Source organism: Pseudomonas sp. GW823-FHT06B06, assembly GCF_058795195.1.
In genome coordinates, this window is the sequence record NZ_JBXAHO010000036.1 from 1 (window position 1) to 17,035 (window position 17,035).

The following is a 17,035-nucleotide window of genomic DNA, read 5'->3' on the forward strand; positions in this document are numbered from 1 at the left end:
ACCATAAGCCGCCGTTACCGCAGCAATGGATATGTACGCAGGCAACCAATTTCACACAGGGCTTCCTGTGACGCCCCCGCATCACCGTTGCGCACGACTCAATTAACGCGTCGTCAGCGGAACGCAGAGCGTCCCGGGCGGCATTCCTTTGCTGCGCGTGGGAACGATCAAAACACAGGCATCACCAAAGTCAGGTCGGCTTTAAGGCCGCCTCGCTTTGGCTGTTGATCGCGAGCGCCCCGTTAACCACGATGGCCGGAGAGAGGGCATGCCGAACCCCAGCGAGGCACCGAGTGGCGGGGGGGATTTACCAGAGCGCCAGGGTATAGCTGAGGATCAGTCGATTCTCATCCAGGTCACTGCCGAAATGGGTCGAGCGCACCGTCGCGTTGCGCCACTTCACGCCGACATTTTTCAGCGGCCCGCTCTGTACGACGTAGCCAATGTCGGTATCCCGTTCCCACTCCTTGCCTTGCGGGCGGTTTGCGCCCAGATCGATGTTGTCGCCGCTGAGGTAGCGGGTCATGAAGGTCAGGCCCGGCACGCCAATGGCCGCAAAGTTGTAGTCGTAGCGCGCCTGCCAGGACTGTTCGTCCTTGCTGGCGAAGTCGCCAATCTGCACGAAGTTCACCAGGAAGGCGTCGGTGCCGTTGACGTAGGCGTAGCCGGTGTCGCCGCTCATGCCTTGATAACCCAGGCCCAACGCATGCCCACCAAGGTTATAGGTGAACATTGCGCCAATGGCGTTGTTATCGACATTGCTGCCCCCATCGTCCGTTGAACGGGCGAAGCGCAGATCCGTCTTCAACGACTGGCCGGTCGTCACTGGCAACACGTAGGTCAGGTTGACCAGGTGCTGGCTGTAGAAGTTGTCGAGGTGACCGTAGCTATAGCCGGTGGCGAGGTTGCTGGTCCATTTGTAGTTCAGGCTGGCGAAATCGAAGCGGTCGCTGTCGATGTGACGTGTGGTGATGCCCTTGGCGCCGGTTCGGGTGATGCCCATGTCCTCGTAGTCCGAGGAGTCGCGCTGATTGACCTGCGTCAGGCGCCCGGCGTCCACGGTCAGGCCTTCGAGTTCCAGCGACGTCAACTGACCGCCCTTGAAGGTTTGCGGCAACAACCGTGAATCGTTAGCCAGTACCGTCGGCAGTTTCGGCAGCAACGTGCCGAGTTTCAGTGTGCTTTTGGAGGCGCGCACTTTGGTGGTCAGGCCCAGTTCGCCGTACTCGTCCTGCGCACCCTTGCTCGTGTCGCGATGGCGTTTGAGCAGGCCGGAACCTGCGCGATCAGGGCTGGAGTCGAGCTTGACGCCGACCAGTCCGATGGCATCGAAACCGACACCGATCAACCCTTCGGTGAAGCCCGATTCATAGCGCAGCAGGAAGCCTTGGGCCCATTCCTCTTGTTTGGATTGGGCGGCGTTGGCCTGACGATAATCTCGGTTGAAGTAAAAATTGCGCAGCTCCAGGCTGGCCTTGCTGTCTTTGATGAAGTCCGCATGGGCCTGGGTGGCAAGGCTGGTGCCTGCGAGGAATAGACTGAAAAGGGTAGGTTTCATGTTTGTCTCTTGTTGTTATGGGCAAGCCGATCCCGCACTGGCCGTGGCCGGTGGAGGGAAGGCTGGTTGGCGGTGCCCTGGCCGGGCGGCGCAGGGCGGGCGTAAAAAAGCGCGAAGCCAAGGGGCGCACTCGCGCTCGAGGCATTGGCCCCGGAAACACTGCAGCGTCAGTGACTGCTGGCCATGGCAGCGCCCAGGCCGGTCTGGGCGCGCACGAACTGATCGGCATAGGCCGCGCGTTCACGATCGGCACGCTCGCTGCGGTCCAGCCTGGACACCACCACGATAACCAGGAAGGCCAGGGGCATGGAGAACAGTGCCGGCTGGTCGTAGGGGAAGATCGCCTGGGCATGGCCCAGTACACCGACCCACACCGACGGCGAACCGATGACCAACGCCAGGGCGCTGACCAGGCCGGTCAAGCCGCCGTAGAGGGCGCCGCGGGTGGTCAGGCCACCCCAGTACATGGCCATGATCAGTACCGGGAAATTTGCCGAGGCGGCGATGCCGAACGTCAGGCCGACCAGGAAGGCGATGTTTTGGCCTTCGAACAGAATCCCCAGGGAGATTGCGACAATGCCCAGGCCGACAGTGGCGATGCGCGACACGCGCATTTCCTGCTTCTCGTCCGCCTTGCCCTTCTTGAATACCGAGGCATACAGGTCGTGGGAGATCGCCGAGGCGCCGGCCAGGGCCAGGCCGGCTACCACTGCAAGGATGGTGGCGAAGGCAACGGCGGAAAGGAATCCCAGAAACAGGTTGCCGCCCACCGCTTTGGCCAGGTGCATGGCTACCATGTTGCCGCCGCCGATCATGGCACCACCGAGCTTACCGTCGACGTAGTACTGCGGGTCTGTGCCGACGATGACGATGGCGGTGTAGCCCAGGATGCAGACCACGAGGAAGAAAAAGCCGATGAACACCGTGGCAAACAACACCGATTTGCGCGCCTCCTTGGCATTGGGCACGGTGAAGAAGCGCATCAGGATGTGCGGCAGGCCGGCGATACCGAAGACGAGGCCCAGGGACAGTGACACCGCGTTGACCGGATCGGCCAGCAAGGTGCCCGGGCCCATGATCTGCACGCCGCTGGCATGCACCGCTACGGCCTGGGCCGACAGCGTCTCGAAGCTGAAACCGAAGCGGCTCAGGGCCATCAACATCAGGGTCGTGCCGCCCGCCAGCAGCAGGACCGCCTTGGTGATCTGCACCCAGGTGGTCGCCAGCATGCCGCCGAAGATCACATAGACCAGCATCAGCAGACCGACCACCACCACCGCCGTACGATAGTCGAGGCCGAACAGCAGCTTGATCAGTTGGCCGGCACCGACCATCTGCACCACCAGGTAGCAACACACCACCGTCAGCGAGCCGAGGGCGGCGAAGCTGCGCACGCGAGTCTGGTCCAGGCGCAGGGAGACGATGTCGGCGAAGGTGTAGCGGCCCAGGTTGCGCAGGCGCTCGGCCATCAGGAAGGTGACGATGGGCCAGCCGACGAAGAAGCCGATGATGTAGATGAAGCCGTCATAGCCCTTGGTGAACACAAGGCTCGAGAGCCCCAGCAACGTGGCGGCAGACATGTAGTCCCCGGCGATCGCCAGGCCATTCTGGAAGCCTGTGATACCGCCTCCGGCGCTGTAGAAGTCGGCAGCGGAACGCGTACGGCGGGACGCCCACCAGGTGATCAGCAAAGTGGCGAGGACGAAGACGAAGAACATGCCGATGGCATGCACATTGAGCGGTTGTTTCTCGGCAGTGATGGGGGCGGCGGTGGCCAGCAAGGGGCTGAAGGCGAGCAGGGCGAGTAGGGGTTTCATGCGCGGGTCTCCTGCAGGATCTGCGCGCTGAGCGCGTCGAAGCGGGTGTTGGCGGTGTGCACATACCAGGCGGTCAACAACCAGGACAGCAGGATAATCGCCACGCCAATCGGCATCCCGAGGCTCAGGTGGCTGCCGTCGTACATTGGCAAGTGCAGCCAGGCGGGTGCAAAGGCCACGACCATGATGAAGCTGTAATAAACGGCCAGGACCACGGCGCTCAGGGACCAGGCCAGCAGCGAACGCTGGCGCGTAAGGCGTTGGAAGTTGGGATTGGCCCTGACCTGGGCGCAGATCTGGACATGGTTCGGATGGTCAGTCGTCATCGTGAGGCTCCGCTTTTTTAATTGTTGTTTGTCGGCCTTTTGAGGGGCGTACGGGTACCCGGGCGACGTTCCGAAACGGAGCGTCACCTGAATGCTGCTGGAGTCGTTGCTGCCCTGGCGATCTTCCGGAGGCGAGGGGATGTTGATGGCGAAATCGGGTGCCAACAGTGGGCCCGCCGCATGAACCCGCGGTGGGTACGAATGCGACAGATTGCACTGCCGCGCAGTTGCCTTTTTTCGCCTTGAAAACAGGCTTTTGAGCCTGCATTCAGGCCGTCAGCCCTGATTGAAATCAGGGCCTTTCCGCTTGCGAAATGCTGCTGGTAAAACCAGGCTGGATGCGAGTATATGTTGGCTAATTTCCAATAAGAATTGGCAGAAAAGCCTGATGAATATGCAAAATCGCACAACGCAAAACCAAGTGAATTGGGACGATATGCGTTTCTTTCTCGAGGTCGCCCGTGCGCGCACCGCCAGTGGCGCAGCACGCCGCCTGGGGGTCGACTACACCACGGTGTCGAGGCGCATCCGCGCCCTTGAGCAAAGCCTTGGCGCACTGCTTTTCGAGAAGTCCCGTGCGTCGGGTTTTGTCATGACGGTCGAGGGGCAACGCCTGATCAGTCACGCCGAATCATTGGAAAGTACATTGCTGGCAGCGTGCGAGCAGGTATCGGGAACCACCGCGGGGCTCGCCGGGCATTTGCGCATCGGCTGTACCGAAGCGTTCGGCTCCTGTTTCATCACCACGCAGATGAGCCATTTCATCATCCACTATCCGCACATCTCAGTGGACATCCTGCCGGTCCCGCACTTCGTCAACCTGTCGCGACGCGAGGCGGACATCGCCATCACCCTGGAGCGTCCTGAACGGGGGCCCTACGTGTGCTCGCGCCTGTGCGACTATCGCTTGCGCCTGTATGCGACACCGCAGTACCTGGCCGATCATCCACCGATTACCAGCAGCGAGGATTTGGCCAGTCACCCGTTCGTGACCTATGTCGAGGACCTGGCCTTCAGCTTCAAGCTGCTCTACCTGAACGACCTGCTGCCCGGCGCGCACAGCCGCCTGCGCAGCACCAGCGTAGTCTCCCAGTACCATGCGGCTTTGGAAGGCCGCGCGCTGGCCATTTTGCCCTGCTTCCTCGCCGGTCCCGACCCGCGCTTGTGTGAAGTGCTGCCGGATGAGGTCGAGGTCACTCGACAGTTCTGGATGTACTACAGCGAGGATCTGCGCAAGCTCAAGCGGATCACTCTGGTAGCCGACTATTTGCGTGCCTGCGCGGAACTCAATCAGCCGCTGCTGATGGGCGAGTCCCGTGTGATGGCGTACTTGCCGTCGCCCTGAATCCTGGGTTAACGCATTCAACCGTTCTTGACGATCAGGCGTGAGTTTCGTTCATTGCGAAAGGCCAGTTGTTCAATGGTCTGGGTCGCGTGCTCGGCCTCTTCGCGGGCCTTGAGGATCACGCCGTGATGAGGCGACTTGCTGCACACCGGGTCCGCGTTGCGCGCATCCCCCGTGAGCATGAAGGCCTGGCAGCGACAGCCGCCGAAGTCCTTTTCTTTCTCGTCGCAGGAGCGGCATGGCTCCGGCATCCAGTCGTAACCGCGAAAGCGGTTGAAGCCGAACGAGTCGTACCAGATGTGCTGCATGCTGTGCTCGCGCACGTTGGGAAACTGCACCGGCAGCTGTCGGGCGCCATGACAGGGCAGGGCGGTGCCGTCCGGTGTGACCGTCAGGAAGATACTGCCCCAGCCGTTCATGCAGGCTTTCGGGCGTTCTTCGTAGTAGTCCGGGGTGACGAAAATCAACTTGCAGGGATGCCCTTCGGCTTCCAGTTTGGCGCGGTATTCGTTGGTGATGCGCTCCGCACGAACAAGCTGTTCCCGGGTCGGCAGCAGCCCCGCCCGGTTGAGTTGCGCCCAGCCGTAGAACTGGCAGGTGGCGAGTTCGACGAAGTCGGCCTCCAGGGCAATGCACAGCTCGATGATGCGGTCGATCTTGTCGATGTTGTGCCGATGGGTCACGAAGTTCAGCACCATCGGGTAGCCATGGGCTTTCACGGCGCGGGCCATTTCCAGCTTTTGCGCGAAGGCCTTTTTCGAGCCCGCCAGCAGGTTGTTCACCTGCTCGTCGCTGGCCTGGAAACTGATCTGGATGTGATCGAGACCAGCCTTCTTGAAATCGCTGATTTTCTGCTCGGTCAGGCCGATGCCGGAGGTGATCAGGTTGGTGTAGAACCCCAGCTGGCGAGCTTCGCCAATCAGCTCGGCGAGGTCCTGGCGCACCAACGGCTCACCACCGGAAAAGCCCAACTGCGCCGCGCCCATCTCGCGGGCCTCGCGGAACACCTTGATCCACTGCTCGGTACTCAACTCCTGGCCTTGTTCGGCAAAATCCAGCGGATTGGAGCAGTATGGGCATTGCAGCGGGCAGCGATAAGTCAGTTCGGCCAGCAACCAAAGGGGCAGGCCGATCTCGGGCTTGGGCGGCACTTGCCTGGATGAATCAGGCAAGTTCGATCCAGTGCTGCGCACGGGCAACCTCCATGAATTGCTCGATGTCGTCACCGAGCTCAGGCACATCGGGGAACTGCTGGTTGAGTTCCTTGATAATCGCGGCGACATTGCGCTCGCCATCGATCAAGCCGCCAATCAGCGCGGCGCTTTCATTGAGTTTAATCATGCCTTCCGGGTACAGCAGCACGTGGCCTTTCTGTGCCGGTTCGTACTGGAAACGGTAGCCAGGACGCCATGACGGGGTCTTGCTGCGATCGAAACTCATAGGGGGATTCCTTTGTGCCAGACCCGTTCACTCGTCACCGTATGGTAGGGCGGGCGGTTCAACTCATAGGCCATGCTCATGGCATCGAGCATGCTCCAAAGTATGTCCAGTTTGAACTGGAGAATTTCCAGCATGCGCTCCTGGCCTTCCCGGGTCGTGTAGTGCTCGAGGGTGATGGCCAGGCCGTGCTCGACATCGCGCCGCGCCTGGCCCAGGCGGGTGCGGAAATACGCGTAGCCGGTGGGGTCGATCCACGGGTAGTGCTGCGGCCAGCTGTCCAGGCGCGATTGGTGGATCTGCGGGGCGAACAGCTCGGTCAGCGAGCTGCTGGCCGCTTCCTGCCAACGGGCGCGACGGGCGAAGTTGACGTAGGCGTCGACAGCAAAACGCACGCCGGGCAGTACCAGTTCCTGGGAGCGCAATTGGTCCGGGTCGAGACCGACGGCCTGGCCCAGGCGCAGCCAGGCTTCGATACCGCCGTCTTCGCCGGGGGCGCCGTCATGGTCGAGCAGGCGTTGAATCCATTCGCGACGGACCTCGCGGTCCGGGCAATTGGCCAGGATGGCCGCGTCCTTCAGGGGGATGTTCACCTGATAGTAAAAGCGGTTGGCAACCCAGCCCTGGATCTGCTCGCGGGTGGCCCGGCCTTCATACATCGCCACGTGGTAGGGGTGGTGGATGTGGTAGTAGGCGCCCTTGGCGCGCAGGGCGGCTTCGAATTCGGCGGGGGACATGGGGGTGTCGGTCATTGCGGTTCTCCAACGAACAGCCGTAGAAATGAGGCGTTATTACCGGCCTCTTCGCGAGCAGGCTCGCTCCCACAGTAGATCGCCTTCCCCCTGTGGGAGCGAGCCTGCTCGCGAAGGGGCCATCGGTTACAGCACAAGACTCATGCCGTCACTACAGGGTCACCGGTTGGCGAAGTACATCGTGACTTCGAAGCCAATGCGCAGGTCGGTGTAGGCAGGTTTGGTCCACATGATCGAGTTCCTCATTGTTTTTGGGTTGGTTAGTTGCCCGGCAGGGTGGCGAGCCCGGTCATCCGGACTCGCCACTTTTACGCTACGTCTACGGCGTGGCCTTGGCCGCAACCGGTTGCTGTGCCTTGAGGTAAGCGGCGTACTCCTGGCTCATGACGTAGTGCTTGATCTTCTCGACATCGGCGGGCTCGAGGCTGTCCTTGAAGGAGGGCATGCCTAGCGGCCGCAGTACGCCGTCCAGGACAATCTGCTGGAACAGGTGGCGGCGCGATTCATCGGACTTGCGCAGATCGGGGATCAAGCCACCACTTTGCGCGCCCACACCGTGGCAGACGGAGCAGTAGGCGCCGTACAACTGCTGGCCGGCGGCGATATCCGCGGCGGGAGCGTCGACCGGTGTTGGCGTGCGGTTCACCGCCACCACGGCTTTTTCCGGCAGTGGCGGAAGGGAGGCCTTGCCATCGAGCTTGAACACCAGCAGGCGGCTGAGGTTACCGGCTCCCGGCGCGACGGCGGCATCGCCTCCGATCAGCGGGGCGACACCGCCCCAACCGGCCATCACGGCGATGTACTGCTCACCGTCCAGGCTGTAGGTGATGGGGGCGGCGACGATGCCGGTCTGTGCGCCGAACGACCAGAGTTTTTTTCCCTTGTCTGCGGAATAAGCGACGAAGTTGCCGTTGGCCGTACCCTGGAACACCAGGTTGCCGGCGGTGCTGAGGGTGCCGCCGTTCCAGTAGTGATCGTAGGGTACGCGCCAGGATTCCTTTTGCTTGACCGGGTCCCAGGCCAGCAATGCACCGGAAACAGCCTCGCGGGGAATCTCGGTGGCGTCGGAGAAGCCCGCGCCGGTGTTGAAGCCCTTGCGCTTTATGAAGTCCTTGCCTTCGTTGCGATAGACACCCGGGATCTCCTGATAGGGAATATAAACCAGGCCGGTTTGCGGGTTGAATGACATCGAATGCCAGCCGTGCGCGCCGAAGGGGCTCGGCCACATGACGATGGGCTCTTTCTCGTAGCGCACACCGGGTGCCTCCACCGGCTTGCCGGTCGCCAGGTCGATCTTCTCGGCCCAGGTGACCTTGCCGAATTTTTCGGCAGAGAGCAGCTCGCCGGTCTGGCGGTCGATGACGTAGAAGAAGCCGTTTTTCGGCGCTTGCATCAGCACCTTGCGCGGCTTGCCGCCGATCTCCAGGGTCGCCAGGGTAATCTGCTGGGTGGCGGTGAAGTCCCAGGAGTCGCCCGGGGTCACCTGATAGTGCCAGGCCAGCCGACCGGTGTCCGGGTTGAGCGCGAGGATCGAGGACAGGTAGAGGTTGTCGCCGCCACCGGGGCTGCGCAGCTCGCGGTTCCACGGCGAACCATTGCCGGTGCCGATGTACAGCAGGTCCAGCTCAGGGTCATAGGCCATGCCGTCCCATACCGTGCCGCCGCCCCCAAGCTTCCAGTACTCGTCACCCTTCCAGGTCTTGGCCGCTTCGGCCAGCTCTGGGTGTTCGTAGGGCTGGTTCGGGTCGCCGGGCACCGTGTAGAAGCGCCAAGCCATCTTGCCGGTCTCGGCATCATAGGCGGAGAAGTAGCCGCGCACGCCGTATTCGGCGCCGCCGTTGCCGATGATGACCTTGCCCTTTACCACACGTGGCGCGCCGGTAATGGTATAGGGCTTGCTGTTGTCGGTGGTCTGCTGGCTCCACACCTCTTTGCCGGTTTTTGCATCGAGGGCAATCAGTCGCCCGTCCAGGGTGCCAATGAAGACCTTGCCGTTCCACAGCGCGACGCCGCGATTGACCGCGTCGCAGCAGGCGTCGCGGGCTTTTTCGCGGGCGATCTGCGGATCGAAGGTCCAGAGCGTCTTGCCGGTGCGCGCATCCACCGCCATCGCGCGGCTCCAGGACAGCGATGTGTAGAGCACGCCGTCGGCGAAGAGCGGCGTGGCTTCCAGGCCACGGTGGTTATCAAGGTCGAGGGACCAGGCCAGGCCCAGCTTGTCGGCGTTCTTCGCGGTGATCTGGTCCAGGGGGCTGAAGCGCTGTTCGTCGTAGGTGCGGCCATGGCTGAGCCATTGGCTACCGTCTTGCTTGCTGGCAATGATGGCGGCCTGGTCGACCTGTGCGGCGACGGCCAGCGGCGCCAGCAAGGCGAAGGCCAGGCCAGCGAGAATTCGGGATGCAGACTGCGTGTTCATAGACGCAGGACTCCTGTTATTGAAATTGGAATGAGACCCTGGCGAGCGGCGGTGGCTAGAACAGCTGCAGGATGCGCAAGTTGATGCGGCTGTCCTCCTCGAAGCCGTTGTCCACCGCGATGTCCTGCCCGTAATTGACCATCAACTGGGTGCTCGGGGTGACGAAGTACGACGTGCCGACTGTGAATTTGCTGGTGCCCGGCTTGTCGTCCATATCTATGTCACTGATGTTGCTTTCACCGCCCCAGAGCTTCGAAACGCCCGCGCGCACATCGAAACGCTCGGTGAAGTTGTAGCGTAGAAAAGCCTGGCCCTGATAGAGAGGGTCCTGCTTCTGGGTTTCGCTGGCTCTACCGAAGTCGTCGTTGTGGCCAAAGAACGTCACGTCGCCGACCAGATCGAGGGTCAGCTTTTCGGTCAGGCCGGTGATATAGCCCGCTTGCAGGGCGAGCTTCCAGCGGTTCTCGCCGAGGTTGATCGCGCGGTCCTTGTCGTAGCTCCCAGTGGGTACGTAGAGGAACGGGGTGATGCCGAAGTAGCGGCGATTTTTCGGTTCATTCAGCAGCCAGACGGTGGCGGCAAGGATCAGGTCGCCAGTGCCGCTGTCGTTGCCCAGGTCTTGCAGATCATCCTTGGCTCGCAAGTTGCCGAACGGCAGGAGGAACTGCGGGTCGACGATGTAATCGCCAATCTTGGTGAAGTGCACGCCGCGCAAAATACCGATGTCGGAATCCAGGCCGGCATCGATCGGTACCTTGTGGCCGTCGGAGTAGAGGGCATTGCGTTCGGCATGCTGGTAATAGACCAGGCCCAGGTTGGTGCCTTCGGGAAGTGCGGTGTAATCGCCGGCATCGACGTCCACCGCCAGGGTGCTGCAAGAGAAACCGGCCAGCAGGCCGAAGAGCGAAGCGTGCAACAGATGGGCCAGGCGAAACTTGTGTGGTGGCCAGCCCGGGCTGCGAGGAGCCGGCTCTGTGCTCATTTTCATGACATTACCTTTATTGTTTTTGTTTATGATCAACTTAGTGCCGGAGCGGTTATCCGGACTAACGTGAAGTCATTGAGCAGAGCTTGTGCCAGCTTTTTCTGGATTAATAAAAAAGCTTTTAAATCAATGGCTTGAGTAATAATAAGAAGTGTCGAAGGCCGTGCGGGAATAGTCCCGCTGTATCGCTGGCTCAATTTGAGACAGTGGCTTGGGGTCGAGCTGGCCCACTTCGAGACATTCGGCCGCGAGACGCATGCCATGCCCAAATCCAACAGCCCCGCGACACCCCCTTCGCGCAAGCGTTTCGTCGACTCACAAGTGATCGAGAGATCCTGGCAGCGCTCGCAGAATTACGGCCTGTGCCAGCGCGACAATCTGCTGTTTGACGCGCCGGTGGTTGCCAGTCGCGAGCAGATCGCTGAAAGCAATCGCCTGTTGCTGACCTGCGCTGCTCCGGAGATGGAGCAGCTGCACGCCGCCCTGTCGCCGAAAGACTGGGTGCTGGCCTGCCTCGATCTGGAAGGCGTGGTGCTCAGCAGCCTGGGCCGACTCAGCCCGGACAACCGCGAGTTGAATCAGGTGTTCCGCGTCGGTGCGCAGATTTCCGAACAAAACGTCGGCACCACCGCACCAAGTTGCGTCCTCACCGAACGCGACTCGGTGTTTTTTGTCGGCGAGGAGCATTACCTGGAGGAGGCTCGCCAGTTCTCCTGTCTGGCCACGCCGATCTTCGGCCTGGATGGCGGCATAGTCGGGGTACTGGACGCCAGCAGCAAACATGGCGTGCCCTCGGTGTACACCCTCGATTCCCTGGTGTTCGCCGCGCGTGCCATCGAAAACCGCATGTTCGCCCAGCTCGGCGATGTGCTGCTGGTGCACTTGCACCATCGCCTGGACATCCTCGGCACGCCACTGGAAGGCCTGCTGGCCTTCGATCCTGCCGGCAAACTGCGCTGCGCCAACCGCATCGCCGCACAGTTGTTGACGCTCGGTGAGATCCAGGCCGGCCTGGACTTCGCCGAACTGTTCGACATGCCCTTCGTTCATGCCACCTGTTACTGCCGCCACGACCTCAGCGCGCCGTTGCGCCTGCGCAGTCACCACCGCGGCGAACTGCATGCTTGCATCACGCTCGGCCCCGGGCAGAAACCGACGCGGGGACAGCCTCCGGTACTCTCGCGTGCGAAAACCGCCGAGCCGCTGCCACCGCCGCAAGCCGGCCCCTGTCTGCAGGATCCGGCCCTGCAGGAGGCTCTGGCCCGCGCACGCAAGGCTTTCGCCCGCGACATCCCGGTATTGATCAACGGCGAGACAGGCACTGGCAAGGAGGTCTTCGCCCGTCTGTTGCACGAAGGCAGCAGCCGCGCTGGCGAAGCCTTCGTCGCGATCAACTGCTCGTCCATTCCGGCCAGCCTGATCGAGTCGGAATTGTTCGGCCACGCCGAAGGTGCCTTTACCGGCAGCCGCAAGGGCGGCGCCAGCGGCAAGATCGAACAGGCGCACAAGGGCACCCTGTTCCTCGACGAGATCGGCGACATGCCCCAGGAGCTGCAGGGTCGCCTGCTGCGCGTGTTGCAGGAGCGCAGCCTGACCCGCCTTGGCAGCAGCGAGGTGATCAAGGTGGACTGCGCGCTGATCTGCGCCACCCACCGCGACCTCAAGCAGCTCAGCGCCAACCATGGATTCCGCGAGGATCTCTACTACCGCATCAACGGCCTGCGCGTGGTGCTGCCAGCGTTGCGCGAACGGCACGATCTAGTGGAACTGATCCAGCACCTGTTGTGCGCCGAAACCACCGCACAGCAGGCGCCCAGGCTGAACAAGGCGGCGCTGCAGGCGCTGTTGTCCTATCGGTGGCCTGGCAATGTCCGCCAGCTTTACCAGACCCTGCGCCTGGCCGCCGCCCTGGCCGAGAATGAAGGCGAGATCGGCCTGCAGCACCTGCCGGACGACGTAATGGAGGTTGGTGATACCCTGGCCTCGCCAGCGGCAGGCAAGCCGCAGTCGCAGCCGCAGCCACAGGCGGGGGATACCTTGCTGGCCTCCAAGCAGCGCGCAATCAAGGCGGCGGTGGAGGCGAGCGGCGGTAACCTCTCGGCTGCCGCGCGCAGCCTGGGGATCGGGCGCGCGACGCTGTACCGCAAGCTCAAGGGGATGCAGGAAGATTAACGCCACGGGCAAGACCGCGCTCCAAGAGGAGCGGCGGCCTTGCGCACGAGGTCCTAGCGGGCGGTGTTCGCGCCGATGATATCGAGCACTTCGGCCACGCTGTTGGCCGGGAAGCCGCCTTGCTCGGCATGTTCGCGGATCAACTGTTCGTTAGCCGCGATGTACAGGCAGTAGACCTTGTCGCCTGTCACATAACTGTGGAGCCATTGGATGTGAGGCCCCATGGTGCTGAGCACGGCACAGGACTTCTGCGAGATGGCCCGGAGTTCCTCGGCCGAGAGTTTTCCAGCTCCCGGGATTTCCCGTTCGATGACATATTGAGGCATGACAGTTCCTTCAAATGAGTGGTGAGCGATGACGCATCACCCGAGATGAAAAGGCAGAGACCGCGCAAGCCGGCCCCAGCCTGAGAAGGGATTACAGCTTGATCATTACCGTCTTCAGTTCGGTGTAGTGGTCGATCGCTGCCGCACCCAGTTCACGGCCGACGCCGGAGAGCTTGTAGCCGCCGAAGGGCAGCACCGGGTCGAGGGCGCTGTGGCAGTTGACCCAGACCGAGCCGGACTTGATGCGCGGGATCATGCGGTGCACCGCGCTCATGTCATTGGACCAGATGCTGGCCCCCAGACCGTAGCTGTTGTCGTTGGCCAGGTGCACGGCCTGGTCGATGTCGTCGAAGGGCATGGCCACCAGCACCGGGCCGAAGATTTCTTCCTGCACCAGGCGATGCTGCTGGTCGACGTCGACGATCACCGTGGGTTGGACGAAGTAGCCGGGGCCGAACTTCTCGCCGCCGCAGGCGATGGTGGCGCCCAGTTCGCGGCCCATCTCGATGTAGTTGTGCACCCGATCCTGTTGCTTGGCGGAGATCAGCGGACCCATGGACACGCTGGGGTCCAGGCCGTTACCGAGCTTCATGCCATTGGCGATATCGACGATGTCGCCCACCACCCGGTCGAAATGCTTGCGGTGCACATACAGGCGCGAACCGGCGCAGCACACCTGGCCCTGGTTGAAGAAGATCGCGCTGGCGGCACCGGCCGCGGCCACCTGCAGGTCGGCGTCCGCCAGGACGATGGTTGGCGATTTGCCGCCCAACTCCAGGGTCACGCGAGTCATGTTGTCCATGGCCGCCTTGCCGATCTGCTTGCCCACTTCGGTGGACCCGGTGAAGGTCAGCTTGTCTACTCCCGGGTGATTGCTCAGCGCCGCGCCAGCGTTAAGACCAGTGCCGGTAACCACGTTGAACACGCCGGTCGGGTAGCCGGCTTCCAGCACAAGCTCGGCCAGCTTGAGGGCACTCAGGGGGGTCTCGTCGGCAGGCTTGAGTACCAGGCTGCAACCGGTGGCCAAGGCCGGGCCGAGTTTCCAGCAAGCCAGCATGAAGGGAAAGTTCCAGGCAACGATGGCGCCAACCACCCCAACCGCCTCGCGGCGGATGAAGGCATGGAATTGGCTGTCCGGCATCAGCGGCAGGGACGGGTCCACAGTAGTGCCCGAGAGCTTGGTGGCCCAGCCGGCCATGTAGCGCAGGGAGTCGATAGACAGTTGGACGTCCACCAGGCGTGCCATCTGCACGCTCTTGCCGTTGTTCAGGCATTCCAGCTCGGCGATCACCTGGGCGTCGCGCTCGATCAGGTCGGCCAGCCGCCACAGCAGGTTCTGCCGCTCGCGTGGGCGCATGTGGCTCCAGGCGGAGTCATCGAAAGCGCGTCGCGCGGCTTGCACGGCGCGATCCACATCGACATGGGTGGCGGACGGCACGTCCAGCAGCAGCTTGCCGGTGGCCGGATTGCGCACGGCCATCGTCGCGCCGCTGGCGGCGTCCATCCATTCGGCGCCGATCAGCATGCGCGATCGTCTGGAGAGGAATTCAACGGTCTTGGGATGCAGTGGAAGGTGTTCCATGGGCGAGGCCTCGTTGTTGTGATTTTTGTCCCAAGCCCCGGAGCAACGCCTGTGCCAGCCTGCTAAAAACGCCGTGGCGCCGGGCGTGATGCGTTGCCAATGAGCATTGCGCACAGGTATGACGAAGGCAGGGCTGTATCGAACCCGTACAACTGTTTCAGAACGGGACAGTCACCATCAAAAAGCTCTTTACGCAGGGTCACTGGCACCGGATGATCCCAGTCCAGCAAGAGCATTCACCCGACCCTAGAAAAATAAAAAACAGGTGTCTTCATGCTTCTCGACCATGCGTTGTTAACAGATGTCAGCGGCAAGCCGATACGCCAGCAGCACAAAGTTTTTTCAACCGAGTGGGATGAAATCAGCGCCTGGTCGGATCGCGTTTACATGCCCTATCGTGTCACCCCCAAAGGGCAAGCCATCAAGCCTCGCGCCACCATGCATTCATCCAGGATTGGGGAGTTGACGCTGACCCGTTTTGGTTATGGCGTGGCGGTGAGCGTCGATGATTTTTCGCCTGAGGCGGGGAATGCCTTGCTGCTCACGACCATTGGCGGCAATGCCCGGCATTGGACACAACGTTCAGACACTGAAGATACTGCAGTGGGTGAGTCCTTCATTGCCGATTGCAGTCGTGTCGAATACCGGGTTGACCTGGATCCGGATCACCTGCAACTGAATTTGACCCTTCCACATGCAGTCTTGGAGCAGATGGCGCAGCAGTGGTTTGGGTTCGTGCCCGACGATCGATTCTGGAGGCATAAGTGCATCATCGGTGGGGTCGGTTCGAGCTGGCTAAGTCTGCTGGAGTACACGGTTCGGTGTGTTGCCGAAGCTGGCGAACACATGACTGAGGGACGTATGGGGGCTCATCTGCAGCAAGCGCTGTGCGTTCATCTGTTGCGAGAGTGGGCTGGTCGCGCCGCACAAGCCGGACTTGATTTCAACAGTCCAAAGAACCGGATTGCGCCCCGCTACGTGAGGGCTGCCGAAGAATTCATGAGTGCCAATGCAGCTAGCCTGCCGACGATGGCAGAGGTTGCCAGTGCGGTCGGGACCAGTGTGCGGGCATTGAGTGGGGCCTTCTCGCGCTTTCGCGGTATGACGCCCGGTGCGTTCCTGCGCGAGCAGCGGCTACAGGGGGTACACCGCGATTTATGGGTGGCGGATCCAGAGTCGGGCGCGACAGTTTCTGCCATTGCCTTTCGATGGGGTTATCTGAACCTGGGTGATTTCGCGGGGCTCTATCGCAAGCGTTTCAGTGAACTGCCGTCACAAACCTTGCAGCGCCGGTTGCGCTAGCGGCTTGATGAAAAAAAGGGCACCGAGAGTAACGTCAACGCCACTCTCGGTGCCCACCAACCCAGCCAATCGCAGCGGGTCAGAACACCCACAGCAACCGTAGGTTAACCCGCTGTTCTTCCTTGAAACCATTGTCGACCGATACGTCCTGGCCGTAATTGAGCAGGGCCTGGAAGGTCGGGGTCATCCAGTAGGATCCTCCGACACGATACTTGCTGGTACCGGGTTCATCGTTCTGGTCCTGGCCATCGATGCGCGTCTCGCCGCCCCAGAGTTGAGACGCGCCGACGTGCACCGACAGCTTGGGTGTAACGGCGTACCTGAGGTAGGTCTGGGCTTGCCATAGCGGCTTCTGGCGCAACGTCAGGCCTTGACTCGTGAGGTCGTCATTCTTGCCGAACAGCGTGACGTCGGCGGTGAGGTCCAGGGACAATCTGTCAGTGAGGCCGGTCACATAACCGGTCTGCAACGTCATCTTCCAACGGTTTTCACCGAGGTTGAGTGCATCGTTGCGGTCATAGCTACCGGTCGGCACGAACAGGTAGGGCGCAATGCCCCAGTAACGGTTCTTCGCCGGATCGTTCACGAGCCACAGGGTCGAGGCCAGAATCAGATCACCCGTGCCACTGGTTTGTCCCAACGCGTCGTTGTCGCGTGTTCCTTCCAGGCGACCGAAGGGCAACAGGAACTGCGTATTGATCGTGTAGTCACCCAACTGCTGGTAATTGGCGACGCGCAGTATGCCGATATCCGAGTCGAGTCCCGCTTTGATCGCAACCTTGTGACCGTCACTGTAGAGCGACCGCCGCTCGGCATGCTGCAGGTAGAGCAAGCCGATATTGCTGCCGGCTGGAAGCGCAGCGGCGTATTCGCCGGCGTCCACATCGATGGCATGGGCGTTGCCGGCCAGGGTGGCCAGCAGCAATGCGGCACCGATCATTGAAGTATCCAATGCGCAAGCTGAGAAACGAGCGCGCGCAGGGGTACGCGTGGAGATCTCCATGAGTCACCTGTTTT

The 17,035-nt window shown here is 61.8% G+C and carries 15 protein-coding genes; 3 read left to right on the forward strand and 12 right to left on the reverse strand.

Annotated features, from left to right (window positions below):
- Positions 1–307: 307 nt before the first annotated feature.
- The 3 genes from AC1Q8Q_RS25300 to AC1Q8Q_RS25310 all read right to left on the reverse strand — a co-directional run bounded on the left by AC1Q8Q_RS25300 (position 308) and on the right by AC1Q8Q_RS25310 (position 3,701).
- Positions 308–1,558, reverse strand: coding sequence for an OprD family porin (locus AC1Q8Q_RS25300; protein WP_492615650.1), 1,251 nt, complete (start codon positions 1,556–1,558; stop codon positions 308–310).
- 167 nt (positions 1,559–1,725) lie between these two features.
- Positions 1,726–3,375 (reverse strand): cation acetate symporter, encoded by a 1,650-nt coding sequence (locus AC1Q8Q_RS25305; RefSeq protein WP_033045241.1) that lies wholly within the window; start codon positions 3,373–3,375, stop codon positions 1,726–1,728.
- Positions 3,372–3,701 (reverse strand): DUF485 domain-containing protein, encoded by a 330-nt coding sequence (locus tag AC1Q8Q_RS25310; RefSeq protein WP_020800907.1) that lies wholly within the window; start codon positions 3,699–3,701, stop codon positions 3,372–3,374. Before AC1Q8Q_RS25310 ends, AC1Q8Q_RS25305 begins: the two co-directional genes overlap by 4 nt.
- Positions 3,702–4,089: 388 nt before the next feature.
- On the opposite strand from AC1Q8Q_RS25310, the gene AC1Q8Q_RS25315 reads away from it, so the two are divergent.
- On the forward strand, positions 4,090–5,046 hold the full coding sequence (locus tag AC1Q8Q_RS25315; RefSeq protein WP_080725407.1) for a LysR family transcriptional regulator: 957 nt from the start codon (positions 4,090–4,092) through the stop codon (positions 5,044–5,046).
- A 17-nt stretch (positions 5,047–5,063) separates the two neighbouring features.
- On the opposite strand, the gene pqqE is transcribed toward AC1Q8Q_RS25315, so the two are convergent.
- The 6 genes from pqqE to AC1Q8Q_RS25345 form a co-directional block, all read right to left on the reverse strand.
- On the reverse strand, positions 5,064–6,239 hold the full coding sequence (gene pqqE, locus AC1Q8Q_RS25320; RefSeq protein WP_492615651.1) for a pyrroloquinoline quinone biosynthesis protein PqqE: 1,176 nt from the start codon (positions 6,237–6,239) through the stop codon (positions 5,064–5,066).
- A complete protein-coding gene (gene pqqD / locus AC1Q8Q_RS25325; protein WP_083348688.1) occupies positions 6,211–6,486 on the reverse strand; it encodes a pyrroloquinoline quinone biosynthesis peptide chaperone PqqD in 276 nt (91 codons plus the stop codon). Before pqqD ends, pqqE begins: the two co-directional genes overlap by 29 nt.
- A complete protein-coding gene (gene pqqC, locus AC1Q8Q_RS25330; protein ID WP_033043061.1) occupies positions 6,483–7,235 on the reverse strand; it encodes a pyrroloquinoline-quinone synthase PqqC in 753 nt (250 codons plus the stop codon). Before pqqC ends, pqqD begins: the two co-directional genes overlap by 4 nt.
- A 159-nt stretch (positions 7,236–7,394) precedes the next feature.
- Positions 7,395–7,466: a pyrroloquinoline quinone precursor peptide PqqA gene (gene pqqA / locus AC1Q8Q_RS25335; protein ID WP_003243383.1), complete on the reverse strand. Its 72-nt coding sequence runs from the start codon at positions 7,464–7,466 to the stop codon at positions 7,395–7,397.
- Positions 7,467–7,554: 88 nt separating this feature from the next.
- Positions 7,555–9,651: a PQQ-dependent dehydrogenase, methanol/ethanol family gene (locus AC1Q8Q_RS25340; RefSeq protein ID WP_151141473.1), complete on the reverse strand. Its 2,097-nt coding sequence runs from the start codon at positions 9,649–9,651 to the stop codon at positions 7,555–7,557.
- 55 nt (positions 9,652–9,706) lie between these two features.
- On the reverse strand, positions 9,707–10,639 hold the full coding sequence (locus AC1Q8Q_RS25345; RefSeq protein ID WP_033044819.1) for a transporter: 933 nt from the start codon (positions 10,637–10,639) through the stop codon (positions 9,707–9,709).
- Positions 10,640–10,897: 258 nt separating this feature from the next.
- Between AC1Q8Q_RS25345 and AC1Q8Q_RS25350 the strand changes: the two genes are divergently transcribed.
- On the forward strand, positions 10,898–12,808 hold the full coding sequence (locus AC1Q8Q_RS25350; protein WP_492615652.1) for a sigma-54-dependent Fis family transcriptional regulator: 1,911 nt from the start codon (positions 10,898–10,900) through the stop codon (positions 12,806–12,808).
- 53 nt (positions 12,809–12,861) lie between these two features.
- On the opposite strand, the gene AC1Q8Q_RS25355 is transcribed toward AC1Q8Q_RS25350, so the two are convergent.
- Together AC1Q8Q_RS25355 and AC1Q8Q_RS25360 are read right to left on the reverse strand one after the other, a co-directional pair.
- Entirely contained in the window at positions 12,862–13,134 is a 273-nt protein-coding gene (locus AC1Q8Q_RS25355) for a DUF4242 domain-containing protein (RefSeq protein ID WP_033044821.1), read from the reverse strand.
- Positions 13,135–13,225: 91 nt separating this feature from the next.
- On the reverse strand, positions 13,226–14,716 hold the full coding sequence (locus tag AC1Q8Q_RS25360) for an aldehyde dehydrogenase family protein (protein WP_489327978.1): 1,491 nt from the start codon (positions 14,714–14,716) through the stop codon (positions 13,226–13,228).
- Between the two features lie 273 nt (positions 14,717–14,989).
- On the opposite strand from AC1Q8Q_RS25360, the gene AC1Q8Q_RS25365 reads away from it, so the two are divergent.
- Positions 14,990–16,018 (forward strand): AraC family transcriptional regulator, encoded by a 1,029-nt coding sequence (locus AC1Q8Q_RS25365; RefSeq protein WP_168757667.1) that lies wholly within the window; start codon positions 14,990–14,992, stop codon positions 16,016–16,018.
- A gap of 79 nt (positions 16,019–16,097) precedes the next feature.
- Here AC1Q8Q_RS25365 and AC1Q8Q_RS25370 read toward each other — a convergent pair whose 3' ends face one another.
- Positions 16,098–17,021, reverse strand: coding sequence for a transporter (locus AC1Q8Q_RS25370; protein ID WP_033044824.1), 924 nt, complete (start codon positions 17,019–17,021; stop codon positions 16,098–16,100).
- Positions 17,022–17,035 lie beyond the last annotated feature (14 nt).